Raw genomic sequence first — 12,789 nt, forward strand, 5'->3', positions numbered from 1 at the left:
TTGAAACCTCTGGGCAGTTTATTCCTGGATCACGTCGGCACCCTTGGGGATGTCGAACTTGAACTTGGACGCCGGTACCGGCTGGTTGGCCTTGACCCCGGAGAACAGGATATCGGTGCGCTGGCCGACGCTGTCGACCAGGCGCATGTTGTTGATCACGCCGTTGCCGAACGACAGGGACAGCGTGTCAAACAGCGTGTCCTTGGATTTCGGCTTGAGGGTGAACTCGATCACGTTGCTGGTCTGCTTGGAGGTGATGTCGAAGCTGTCGTTGATTTTCGACACGTCGCCCGAGAGCAGCAGCGCCGGCGTCTGGTTCAGGCGCGGGTCGAGCTTCTTGATGGTGGCCTGCTCCAGGTCCGGGTCCCACAGGGTGACTTTCTGGCCGTCCGAGACAATGGTCTGCTCGGCCTTGCCTTCGGTGTGCCAGTAGAACAGCCCTGGGCGCTGCACGGCCATCTCGCCGGCGGTTTCCTGCAACTGGGTGCCACCGGCATCCAGGGTGAGCTGGGAGAAGCGCGCAGTCAGGGTCTGGGATTTGTCCAACAGGTTTTTCAGGCTGGCGACGGAGGCCGGGTCAGCGTGGGCCGAAACAGCGGTCAGGGCCAGTACCGGCAACAACAGCATGCGGATAAGACGCATGGGAGTCCTCATTGAGTCGTAAGGGCGCGCCGCGTGCTGCCACGCGGCACGGAATCAGTCGCGCATCTGCCCGGGGGCGATGACTTCGCGCGAGCCGTTGGTGTTCATGGCAGTGACGACGCCAGCGTTTTCCATGGCTTCGATCATGCGCGCAGCGCGGTTATAGCCGATCTTCAGCTTGCGCTGCACCGCAGAAATCGAGGCGCGGCGGCTTTCCAGCACGAAGGCCACGGCTTCGTCATACAGCGCGTCGGTTTCGGCATCGTCGTCGCCACCGCTGCTGCCGCCGTCGAAGCCGCTGCCGGCCTCTTCGACACCGGCAAGGATGTCGTCGTTGTATTCGGGTGCGCCACGCAGCTTCCAGGCTTCCACCACGCGGTGCACTTCATCGTCGGAGACGAAGGCGCCGTGGACCCGGATCGGCAGGCTGGTGCCGGGCGGCATATAGAGCATGTCGCCGTGGCCCAGCAGTTGCTCGGCACCGCCCTGGTCGATGATGGTCCGTGAGTCGATCTTGCTCGACACCTGGAACGCCATGCGGGTCGGGATGTTGGCCTTGATCAGGCCGGTGATCACGTCCACCGACGGACGCTGGGTGGCAAGGATCAAGTGAATACCCGCCGCCCGCGCCTTCTGGGCGATACGGGCGATCAGTTCTTCGACCTTCTTGCCGACGATCATCATCATGTCGGCGAACTCGTCGACCACCACCACGATGGTCGGCAGCTTGCCCAGCAGCGGAGCCTCGTCGTGGATACTTTCGCGCTTGTACAGCGGGTCGGTCAGCGGCGTGCCGGCGTCCTGGGCTTCCTTGACCTTGGCGTTGAAGCCCGACAGGTTACGTACGCCCATCTTCGCCATCAGTTTGTAGCGGCGCTCCATCTCGGCCACGCTCCAGCGCAGGGCGTTGGCGGCGTCCTTCATGTCGGTGACCACCGGGCAGAGCAGGTGCGGAATGCCTTCGTAGATCGACAGTTCGAGCATCTTCGGGTCGATCATGATCAGCTTGGCGTCTTCCGGGCCGGACTTGAACAGGATCGACAGGATCATCGCGTTCACGCCCACCGATTTACCCGAACCGGTGGTACCGGCCACCAGCAGGTGAGGCATTTTGGCGAGATCGGTGATCACCGGCTTGCCGCCGATGTCGTGGCCCAGGGCCAGGGTGACCGGCGATTTGAAGTTGTCGTATTCGGGCGTCGACAGCACTTCGGAGAAACGCACGATCTGGCGGTCCTCGTTGGGAATCTCGATACCCACGGTGGTCTTGCCCGGGATCACTTCCACCACGCGCACGCTGGTCACGGCCAGGGAGCGCGCCAGGTCCTTGGCCAGGTTGGAAATGCGGCTGACCTTGACGCCGGCAGCCGGCTGGATTTCGTAACGGGTAATCACCGGGCCGGGATGGATCGAGTCCACCGACACCTCGACGCCGAACTCCTTGAGCTTGATTTCCAGCAGATGGCCGACGGCCGCCAGGGACTCAGGGGAATAGTTGAGCTGTTTCTTTTCGGCCGGGTCGAGGATCGAGATCGGCGGCAAGGTGCCTTCCACGGCGCTGTCGACAAACAACGGCGCCTGTTTCTCTTTCTGCACGCGGTGGCTCGGCTCGGCCGGCTTGGGCGGCGCCGGGGCGATCACCGGCGGTACCTGCTTCTCGCGGTCCGACATGTGCTTGCTCAGGGCCTGCTCGCGTTCGATCAGGCGTTCCTTGACCTTGGCCTGCTCACGGCGGTCCGGTGTGCTTGGGGCCACCACTTCGTTGACGCGGGTATCCACCTCGCGCAACTGGGCCACCATGCGCTTGCGTTCGACCCGGGCGGCCCACCAGCGGTTGGCAGCGCCCTGGAACAGCTCCAGCAGGTCGAGGGTGATCTTGCCCGTCACGTCCATCACCTTGAACCACGACAGGTCGGTGAACACGGTGAGGCCAAACAGGAACAGCGCGATAAACATCAGGGTGCTGCCCTGGATATTCAGGGTCTTGCGCGCCAGGTCGCCGAGGCTCTCGCCCAGCGCCCCACCCGCACCCGCCGGCAGGCCGGTGGGTGCGTGAAAATGAATATGCGCCAGCGCGGCACCGGACAGCACCAGGAATACCAGGCCGATCAGGCGCCACGAAAACAGCCAGCCGCTCCACTGCCACGGCTCATGACGCTGGCGGAAGATCTGCCAGGTCTTGATCGCCAGCAACAACGGGAAGATATAGGCGAAGTAACCCAGCACCATGAACAGGATATCGGCGCTGTAGGAACCGGCAGGCCCACCGAAGTTCTGCACGTCTTCGATCTTGCTGTTGTGGCTCCAGCCCGGATCGTCCTTGCCATAGGTGAGCAAGGCCATCATCAAGAACAGGCACAGCGCGCCGATAGCGATCAGCGCGCCTTCCTTGAGTCGATAGTGCAGGTGCTGGCGCCAGGCCGGCACGACGGCTGCTTTAGGTGTTGCGGCGGATTTCTTCAAAACGGGTCTTTTCCTGCGCCTGTTAGCGCGTCCATCTGTTGAATAAGTGCAAATACTGCCCAATCCGAGCAGTTGAAAAATGAACGAACGTCGTGGAATCTACTTTTAACACTGGGCGATTGCTGGATGAAATGGCGATAACGCCACAATGGCCGCATTGTACGGGTTTGTGTTGCGGTTGCCACGCCACTTGGCTTTCTTCAGGCAGCATAGCCAATTGTGTGTCACAACATGTTCAATTTGAGCATGCATTGTCTTTGCTGACAAAGGCTTATGAGCTGTTTTTACCAATCCAGGCAAGCTTGGCAAATGGCCTGCATGGGCCAGACCCGATTACGACCACGCCTCACGCAGAGAGTTGCAGAAACACCCGCTCACGCTTATGCACGCCAACAGCCGATTCGGGCTGGCCCCACAGCGCTGCGTCGACAATAATCACACCCCTTGGGGCACGCGATCCGCCTGCCACTCCCCTCCCCTTCCGCAAGCCTGGATGCCATGCTGACCTGGTTACAACGCGACTCACTGACATTCCCCCCGCTGGCCAAGGCCATGCGCGAACCCAATGGCCTGCTCGCCGCCGGCGGCGACCTGTCGGCCGAACGACTGGTGCAAGCCTACCGCCACGGTTGCTTTCCCTGGTTCTCGGAGGGCCAGCCGATCCTCTGGTGGTCGCCGGACCCGCGCACCGTGATATTCCCCGACGAGCTGCACGTCTCCCGCAGCCTGGGCAAACTATTGCGCCAGCAGCGCTATACCGTGACCTTCGACCAGGACTTTGCCGCCGTCATCCAGGCGTGCGCCGCGCCGCGTGCGTATGCCGATGGCACCTGGATCACCGAAGGCATACAGAGCGCCTACCTGACGCTGCACCAGCGCGGTTACGCCCATTCGGTGGAGGTATGGGACAACGGCGAGCTGGTAGGCGGCCTGTATGGCCTGGCGATGGGCCAGCTGTTCTTCGGCGAGTCGATGTTCAGCCGTGCCGACAACGCCTCGAAATTCGGCTTTGCCACATTGACCCGGCAATTGCAGGCCTGGGGCTTTGTACTGATCGACTGCCAGATGCCCAACGACCACCTGCACAGCCTGGGTGCCCGCGCCATATCCCGCAGCGACTTTGCAGGTTTCCTGCGCAACCATCTGGACCAACCCAACGCAGGGCCATGGGTTTCTTAGGCGACATCCGCACACCTGGCTTACACTTATTTCAAAGCTTATCCGAGGGTTGATCATGACCGAGTTGGCGCGCTTGAAGTTTTATGCCACTCAACCCCACTCTTGCAGCTATCTGCCCGACGAGCAGGCCACCACGCTGTTCCTCGACCCCAGCCAGCCAATGGATGTGCACGTGTATGCCGATCTCTCGGAAATGGGTTTTCGACGCAGCGGCGATCATCTGTACCGGCCCCACTGCCAGAACTGCAATGCCTGCGTGCCGGCACGCATCCCCGTGGCGCAGTTTCTGCCGGACCGCAATCAGAAGCGCATCCTCAAGCGCAATGCCGACCTGACGGTGGCAGCTGCCAAGCCGCGATTCACCGAAGAGTATTTCGACCTGTACCAGCGCTATATCGAGCAGCGCCACGCCGACGGCGATATGTTCCCACCGAGCCGAGACCAGTTTTCCACCTTCCTGGTGCGCGACCTGCCGTTCTCGCGCTTTTACGAATTTCGCGCGGACGGCCGCCTGGTGGCCGTCGCCGTGACCGATTTGCTGCCTAACGGCCTGTCAGCGGTCTACACCTTCTACGAGCCGGCCGAAGAGCGACGCAGCCTCGGGCGTTTCGCGATTCTCTGGCAAATCGGTGAAGCACTGCGCCTGGAACTCGAGGCGGTGTACCTCGGATACTGGATCAAGAACTGCAAAAAGATGAATTACAAGACCCAATATCGCCCCATAGAACTGCTGATTAATCAAAGATGGGTCACGCTTAACTAGAACCCCTTGGCTTAAACACCCTTTTTCGGGCACAATGCACGCCGCTTTTGCCTGGCGCAGTTGCACCGGGCCATTCACTGGATACCGAGGGCTTTACTGCATGTCGAAAGAAGACAGCTTCGAAATGGAAGGCACTGTCGTCGACACCCTGCCCAACACCATGTTTCGTGTGGAGTTGGAAAATGGGCACGTCGTAACCGCGCATATCTCCGGCAAGATGCGCAAGAACTACATTCGTATTCTTACCGGTGACAAAGTGCGCGTCGAGCTGACGCCCTATGACTTGAGCAAAGGGCGTATCACTTACCGCGCTCGCTAAGCAAGTCAATACAAGACGCCCGGTTATGCCGGGCGTTTTTGTGTGCATGGGATTTCTCAAACACCGAGGGATCCTGCGGGAGGGGGCAAGCCCCATTCTGAGAATTGCATTTCAAGACAGCAAAAAGGCGCCTTTCGGCGCCTTTTGCGTTGTTACAGAACGATCAGGCCATTTCAGCCGTGGTTTCGAACTCGAAGGTCAGCTCGCCATCCTTCAGGTCGATATGCACCACGCCACCATGGTCGGAAAGCTCGCCAAACAGGATCTCTTCGGCCAGCGGCCGCTTGATCTTGTCCTGGATCAGGCGCGCCATCGGGCGAGCGCCCATTGCCGCGTCGTAGCCACCTTCGGCGATCCAGCTGCGCGCCGCTTCCGTGACATCCAGTTGCACGCGCTTGTCTTCCAACTGCGCCTGAAGCTCGGTAAGGAACTTGTCCACCACACTCTTGATGACCTCATGGCTGAGGCGACCAAACTGGATAATGGTGTCCAGGCGGTTGCGGAACTCCGGCGTGAAGCTCTTCTTGATCACTTCCATCGCATCGGACGAGTGATCCTGGTGGGTAAAGCCGATCGAAGCCCGCGCGGCCGTCTCGGCACCGGCGTTGGTGGTCATGATCAGGATGACATTGCGGAAGTCCGCCTTGCGCCCGTTGTTGTCGGTCAGGGTCCCGTGGTCCATTACCTGCAGCAGCAGGTTGAAGACTTCCGGGTGAGCCTTCTCGATTTCATCGAGCAGCAGTACGCAATGGGGCTGCTTGGTAATCGCTTCGGTCAACAGACCGCCCTGGTCGAAACCGACATAGCCCGGAGGCGCACCGATCAGGCGCGACACGGTGTGACGCTCCATGTATTCGGACATGTCGAAGCGCACCAGCTCGATCCCCATGGCCTTGGCCAATTGCCGCGCCGCCTCGGTCTTGCCGACACCGGTAGGACCCGCGAACAGGAACGAACCGACAGGCTTGTCCGGCGACTTGAGGCCCGCACGCGACAGCTTGATCGCAGTGGACAGCGCGTCGATCGCTGCGTCCTGGCCGAACACGGTGAGCTTGAGGTCGCGCTCCAGGTTACGCAGCAGCTCCTTGTCAGAACTGTTGACGTGTTTTGGTGGAATCCGCGCGATCTTCGCGACAATGTCCTCGACCTGAGGCACGTCGATGCGCTTAACACGCTTCTCGACCGGCTGCAGGCGCTGGTAGGCCCCGGCCTCGTCGATCACATCGATGGCCTTGTCCGGCATATGCCGGTCATTGATGTAGCGCGACGCCAGCTCAGCGGCCGCACGCAACGCCTCATCGGTGTACTCGATGCCGTGGTGCGCTTCAAACCGCCCCTTGAGCCCGCGCAGGATGCCGATGGTGTCTTCGACCGACGGCTCGGACACGTCGACTTTCTGGAAGCGACGCGCCAGGGCACGGTCTTTCTCGAAGATGCCGCGGAATTCCTGGAAGGTGGTCGAACCGATGCAGCGGATATCACCCGACGACAACAACGGCTTGAGCAGGTTGGAAGCATCCATCACCCCACCGGATGCCGCACCCGCACCAATGATGGTGTGGATCTCGTCGATGAACAGGATCGCCTGCGGGCGTTTTTTCAGCTCGCCGAGCAGAGCCTTGAAGCGCTTCTCGAAATCGCCACGGTACTTGGTCCCGGCGAGCAACGCGCCCAGGTCAAGGGAGTAGACGACACTGTTGGCCAGCAGGTCCGGCACCTGGTTGTCGACGATGCGCTTGGCCAGGCCTTCGGCAATCGCGGTCTTGCCCACGCCCGCCTCACCCACCAGCAACGGGTTGTTCTTGCGACGGCGCGCCAGGATCTGCGCTACGCGCTCCACCTCAAGCTCACGCCCCACCAGCGGGTCGATCCGCCCCTGGCGCGCCAGCTCGTTGAGGTTGCTGGCATAGGCATCCAGCGGGTTGCTTGAAGAAGAAGACTCACCGCCCTCGTCGTCCTGCATATCCTGCTCACCCTCGGAATGATCGCCGTGCCCAGGCACCTTGGAGATACCGTGGGCGATGTAGTTGACGACATCGATACGGGCAACGCTCTGCTGCTTGAGCAGGAACACTGCCTGGCTTTCCTGTTCGCTGAAGATCGCCACAAGCACATTGGCGCCTGTGACTTCACGCTTACCGGAGCTCTGTACGTGGAAAACAGCACGCTGCAATACCCGCTGGAAGCCCAGGGTTGGCTGGGTCTCGCGGTCCTCGTCATGCACGGGGATCAGTGGCGTGGTGGAGTCGATAAACTCCTGCAGGTCATGCTTGAGCTTGTCGAGATTGGCGCCGCACGCACGCAGAACCGTGGCGGCAGCTTCGTTATCCAAAAGTGCCAGCAGCAGGTGTTCGACGGTCATGAATTCATGACGCTTCGAACGAGCCTCCTTGAAGGCAAGATTGAGGGTGACTTCGAGCTCGCGGTTTAACATAGCTTCACCTCATACCCAAGTGGTCGGCGTTAACCGTCCTTCTCGATTTCACAGAGTAGCGGATGCTGGCTTTCCCTGGCGTACTGGTTGACCTGCATGGCCTTTGTCTCGGCGATGTCACGGGTAAACACTCCACATACTGCCCGTCCTTCTGTGTGAACGGCCAGCATTACCTTGGTCGCCAACTCGCGGTTCAGGTTAAAAAACACCTCGAGCACTTCGACCACGAAATCCATCGGTGTGTAGTCATCGTTGAACAAAACCACCTTGTACATCGGCGGCGCCTGTAAAGCAGGCTTGGCCTCCTGAACAGCAATGCCTGCAGAACCGTCGTCATCGTGTTCGTGATCCGGTCGATCCTGATTGAATGTTAGTCGAATCTGGCTGATTGCATGCATGGAAAGAAAGGTTCGTCAGTGGTTCAAATACAGTGGTGGGGGCGACCTGTCAGAATTTCAACTCCTGACCACCCGGTCGCCTTGACTATCGGCAAATCGGTGTTACAACCAATAGAACCCACAGTGGGTAAAAAAGGTCCGCGCAGTCAACCTTATTTATTCGGGTTAGGACGGATAAACTGGATGATACTCCAGTGATGGAGTCTGGTGCAGAGGGAAATGGGTATGTCTGGCGTCAAGATCAATGGCAAGGTCAAGTGGTTCAACAACGCCAAAGGATATGGCTTTGTTCTTGAAGAAGGTAAAAGCGAGGACCTTTTTGCTCATTACTCAGCGATCACCATGGACGGGTACAAAACGCTGAAAGCGGGCCAAGCGGTAACGTTTGAAATCATTCAAGGGCCCAAAGGGCTGCATGCTGTGAACATTGATGTAGTGAAAGCTGAAACATTGGAAAACACCGCACCACTGCCCATTCATAAGAAGAAGCAATTGGCCTGATCAGCCACAGAGTGTGTAGTTTTCGATAAAAAAACGGCCACCCCAATCAAGTTGGGGTGGCCGTTTTTATTCGCTCTCTTTTACATATGCGAAATCAACGCATCCCCAAAGCCCGACGACGACACCAGCTTCGCGCCATCCATCAGGCGCTCGAAGTCATAGGTCACCGTCTTGGCCGAAATAGCACCATTGGTACCCTTGATGATCAGGTCTGCTGCCTCGGTCCAACCCATATGACGCAGCATCATTTCCGCCGACAGGATCAATGAGCCCGGGTTGACCTGGTCCTTGCCCGCATACTTGGGCGCAGTACCGTGGGTCGCCTCGAACATGGCCACGGTGTCGGACAGGTTGGCACCCGGCGCAATCCCGATACCGCCCACCTCTGCCGCCAGGGCGTCGGACAGGTAGTCGCCGTTCAGGTTGAGGGTCGCGATCACGTCATACTCGGCCGGACGCAACAGGATCTGCTGGAGCATGGCATCGGCGATGGCATCCTTGACCACTACATTCTTGCCGGTCTTCGGGTTCTTGAACTGCATCCACGGGCCGCCATCCAGCAGGGTCGCACCGAATTCTTCAGCCGCCACTTCGTAGGCCCATTCCTTGAAGGCCCCTTCGGTGAACTTCATGATGTTGCCTTTGTGCACGATGGTCAGCGAGTCGCGGTCGTTATCCACTACATATTGCAGGGCCTTGCGCGCCAGGCGCTTGGTGCCTTCCAGCGATACCGGCTTGATCCCAATGCCGCAATCCTGGTCGAAACGAATCTTGGTGACGCCCATTTCCTCCTTGAGGAACTTGATGACCTTGGTCGCTTCCGGCGAGCCGGCCTTCCACTCGATCCCGGCGTAAATGTCTTCGGAGTTTTCGCGGAAGATGGTCATGTCCACGTCGCCTGGTTTCTTGACCGGGCTGGGCACACCTTCGAACCAGCGCACCGGGCGCAGGCAGACGTAGAGGTCGAGTTGCTGGCGCAGGGCCACGTTCAGCGAACGAATGCCACCCCCTACCGGAGTGGTCAGCGGGCCCTTGATGGACACCACGTAATCCTTGACCGCATCCAGGGTTTCCTGGGGCAGCCAGGTGTCCTGGTCGTAGACCTGGGTCGCTTTCTCGCCGGCGTACACCTCCATCCACGAGATCTTGCGCTTGCCGCCGTAGGCCTTTTCAACAGCTGCGTCGACCACCTTGATCATCACCGGGCTGATGTCGACGCCAATACCGTCACCTTCGATATACGGGATGATCGGTTGGTCAGGAACATTGAGAGAATGGTCTGCGTTGACGGTGATTTTGTCGCCGACTGCCGGAACCTGAATCTTCTTGTATCCCATGCTGAACTCCATCTATGGATTGAACATCTGGCTGCGTTCGAGCCTACTCCAGATAAATGGCGACTGAAACCTCGCGCCATGCTCATTTGCATCGAAAACAGCATAAATTGTCGCCTACAAGCCTGAAAGCAAAGGGAAAAGCGCCAATCTTGAGCACTTCGTGCGACTTTAGGCGTAACCCGGTACCTGCGACCTTTAGACCAATGGACGACACACCTTTTGTATGAAGGCTCGGCGTAAGCATAGCGACCTATGTATAATGCCGCCGCTGACCAAAGAGTCACGATGGCAGACCGCTCTGGAACAGGGCCCTCCGCTACAAAGCAGGACTAATACAATAGTCCACCCGCTTGACGCTCGACTGATGCAACCCAACATCACCGCGAAGAAACCTCGACCTTTCGCTCATGGATGACTTTGAACGAACGCGCTCCACCCGGCGCATCTCGAGTTTCTGCGCACGCTTTCAGCAAAGAAGAGAGTTAATCCGAATATGCCCACCCGCTCGAAGATCATCTACACCTTCACCGACGAAGCCCCAGCCCTCGCCACCTATTCACTGCTGCCTATCGTAGAGGCCTTCACCGCTTCCGCTGATATTGCCGTGGAAACCCGCGACATCTCCCTCGCAGGGCGCATCCTCGCAAGCTTCCCCGAGCAACTGGGCACCAAGGCCGTACCGGACCACCTCGCCGAACTGGGCGACCTGGCCGTTACCCCTGAAGCCAACATCATCAAGCTGCCGAACATCAGTGCCTCGACCCCGCAACTGCAAGCCGCGATCAAGGAACTGCAGGCCCAGGGCTATGCCCTGCCGGACTACCCGGAAACCGTAACCACCGACGCGGAAAAAGAAACCCGTGCACGTTACGACAAGGTCAAGGGCAGCGCCGTGAACCCGGTACTGCGCGAAGGCAACTCCGACCGCCGCGCGCCGCTGTCGGTCAAGAACTACGCTCGCAAGCACCCGCACAAGATGGGCGCCTGGGCTGCGGACTCCAAGTCCCACGTTGCCCACATGAGCAACGGCGACTTCTACGGCAGCGAAAAAGCCGTGCAGATCGAAGCCGCTGACGCGGTCAAGATCGAGCTGGTCGCCCAGGACGGCACCACCACCGTCCTGAAAGAAAAGACCACCGTCAAGGCCGGCGAAATCATCGACAGCGCGGTACTGAGCAAGAACGCCCTGCGCAGCTTCATCGCCGCTGAAATCGAAGATGCCAAGAAACAAGGCGTGCTGCTGTCGGTCCACCTGAAAGCCACCATGATGAAGGTCTCCGACCCGATCATGTTCGGCCAGATCGTTGCCGAGTTCTATAAAGACGCCCTGGCCAAGCACGCAGACGTGCTGGCACAGATCGGCTTCAACCTGAACAACGGCATCGGCGACCTGTACGCCCGCATCAAGGCCCTGCCGGCCGAGCAACAAGCCCAGATCGAAGCTGACATCCAGGCGGTCTACGCCGCTCGTCCTTCCCTGGCGATGGTCAACTCCGACAAAGGCATTACCAACCTGCACGTGCCGAGCGACGTCATCGTCGACGCCTCGATGCCGGCCATGATCCGTGACTCCGGCAAGATGTGGGGCACCGACGGCCAGCTGCACGACACCAAGGCCGTGATCCCGGATCGCTGCTACGCCACCATCTACCAGGCGGTGATCGAAGAGTGCAAGGCCAACGGCGCCTTCGACCCTACCACCATGGGCAGCGTGCCGAACGTTGGCCTGATGGCGAAAAAAGCCGAAGAGTACGGCTCCCACGACAAGACCTTCCAGGTCAAGGCTGACGGCGTCGTCCGCGTGACCGACAGCAAGGGCAACCTGCTGATGGAACAGAAAGTCGAGGCCGGCGACATCTTCCGCATGTGCCAGACCCAAGACGCGCCGATCCAGGATTGGGTCAAGCTGGCCGTCAACCGTGCCCGCGCCAGCAACACCCCGGCCATCTTCTGGCTGGACCCCCAGCGCGCGCACGACGGCGTCGTGGTCGAGAAAGTCCAGGCCTACCTGAAAGACCACAACACCGAAGGCCTGGACATCCGCATCATGTCACCGGTCGACGCGATGAAGTTTACCCTGGAACGTACCCGCAAGGGCCTGGACACCATCTCGGTGACCGGCAACGTGCTGCGTGACTACCTGACCGACCTGTTCCCGATCATGGAACTGGGCACCAGCGCCAAGATGCTGTCCATCGTACCGCTGATGAATGGCGGTGGCCTGTTCGAAACCGGCGCCGGCGGCTCGGCACCGAAGCACGTACAGCAACTGCTGGAAGAAAACTTCCTGCGTTGGGACTCCCTGGGCGAGTTCCTGGCCCTGGCCGCTTCCCTCGAGCATTTGGGTGTGACGTACAACAACCCGAAAGCCCTGGTACTGTCCAAGACCCTGGACCAGGCCACCGGCCAGTTCCTCGACAACAACAAGTCGCCATCGCGCAAAGTCGGCAACATCGACAACCGCGGCAGCCACTTCTACCTGGCGCTGTACTGGGCCCAGGCCCTGGCCGCCCAGACCGAAGACACGGCACTGCAAGGCCAATTCGGCGAACTGGCCAAGACCCTGGCCGCGAACGAAGCAACCATCGTTGCCGAGCTCAATGCCGTACAGGGCAAGCCAGTGGACATCGGCGGCTACTACGCGCCGAACCCGGAGCTGACCAGCAAGGCCATGCGCCCAAGCAACACCCTCAATGCGGCGATTGCCAAGTTGAAGTAAGGTTGTAGGGATGCATCACAAACCCCGGCCACGT

The 12,789-nt window shown here is 59.7% G+C and carries 10 protein-coding genes; 5 read left to right on the plus strand and 5 right to left on the minus strand.

Annotation, left to right across the window (positions count from 1 at the left end):
- Positions 1–18: 18 nt before the first annotated feature.
- The gene (gene lolA / locus FX984_RS06765; RefSeq protein WP_027606343.1) at positions 19–642 is read right to left on the minus strand and encodes an outer membrane lipoprotein periplasmic chaperone LolA; all 624 of its coding nucleotides are present in this window, start codon (positions 640–642) and stop codon (positions 19–21) included.
- 54 nt (positions 643–696) lie between these two features.
- Positions 697–3,105 carry a DNA translocase FtsK gene (locus FX984_RS06770; RefSeq protein ID WP_027606342.1) on the minus strand — a complete coding sequence of 803 codons (2,409 nt, stop codon included), beginning with the start codon at positions 3,103–3,105 and terminating at the stop codon, positions 697–699.
- A 498-nt stretch (positions 3,106–3,603) separates the two neighbouring features.
- Between FX984_RS06770 and aat the strand changes: the two genes are divergently transcribed.
- From aat to infA, 3 genes are all read left to right on the plus strand, one after another.
- Positions 3,604–4,284, plus strand: a complete 681-nt coding sequence (gene aat, locus FX984_RS06780) for a leucyl/phenylalanyl-tRNA--protein transferase (protein WP_027606341.1) — start codon at positions 3,604–3,606, stop codon at positions 4,282–4,284.
- 55 nt (positions 4,285–4,339) lie between these two features.
- On the plus strand, positions 4,340–5,047 hold the full coding sequence (locus FX984_RS06785) for an arginyltransferase (RefSeq protein WP_027606340.1): 708 nt from the start codon (positions 4,340–4,342) through the stop codon (positions 5,045–5,047).
- 100 nt (positions 5,048–5,147) lie between these two features.
- Positions 5,148–5,366 carry a translation initiation factor IF-1 gene (gene infA / locus FX984_RS06790; protein WP_002553999.1) on the plus strand — a complete coding sequence of 73 codons (219 nt, stop codon included), beginning with the start codon at positions 5,148–5,150 and terminating at the stop codon, positions 5,364–5,366.
- A 163-nt stretch (positions 5,367–5,529) separates the two neighbouring features.
- Here the strand turns inward: infA and clpA are convergent, their stop codons facing one another.
- Both clpA and clpS read right to left on the minus strand, forming a co-directional pair.
- Positions 5,530–7,800, minus strand: a complete 2,271-nt coding sequence (gene clpA, locus FX984_RS06795; RefSeq protein WP_027606339.1) for an ATP-dependent Clp protease ATP-binding subunit ClpA — start codon at positions 7,798–7,800, stop codon at positions 5,530–5,532.
- Positions 7,801–7,829: 29 nt separating this feature from the next.
- Entirely contained in the window at positions 7,830–8,198 is a 369-nt protein-coding gene (clpS, locus tag FX984_RS06800; RefSeq protein WP_010567912.1) for an ATP-dependent Clp protease adapter ClpS, read from the minus strand.
- A 225-nt stretch (positions 8,199–8,423) separates the two neighbouring features.
- On the opposite strand from clpS, the gene cspD reads away from it, so the two are divergent.
- Positions 8,424–8,699, plus strand: coding sequence for a cold shock domain-containing protein CspD (gene cspD / locus FX984_RS06805; RefSeq protein ID WP_146477139.1), 276 nt, complete (start codon positions 8,424–8,426; stop codon positions 8,697–8,699).
- An 80-nt stretch (positions 8,700–8,779) separates the two neighbouring features.
- Here cspD and icd read toward each other — a convergent pair whose 3' ends face one another.
- On the minus strand, positions 8,780–10,036 hold the full coding sequence (icd, locus tag FX984_RS06810; RefSeq protein WP_027606337.1) for an NADP-dependent isocitrate dehydrogenase: 1,257 nt from the start codon (positions 10,034–10,036) through the stop codon (positions 8,780–8,782).
- 493 nt (positions 10,037–10,529) lie between these two features.
- Here icd and FX984_RS06815 point away from each other — a divergent pair, with 493 nt between their 5' ends.
- Positions 10,530–12,755: an NADP-dependent isocitrate dehydrogenase gene (locus FX984_RS06815; RefSeq protein WP_146477137.1), complete on the plus strand. Its 2,226-nt coding sequence runs from the start codon at positions 10,530–10,532 to the stop codon at positions 12,753–12,755.
- The last annotated feature ends 34 nt before the right edge of the window (positions 12,756–12,789 follow it).

The organism is Pseudomonas marginalis (assembly GCF_008692035.1).
Taxonomy (GTDB): domain Bacteria; phylum Pseudomonadota; class Gammaproteobacteria; order Pseudomonadales; family Pseudomonadaceae; genus Aquipseudomonas; species Aquipseudomonas marginalis.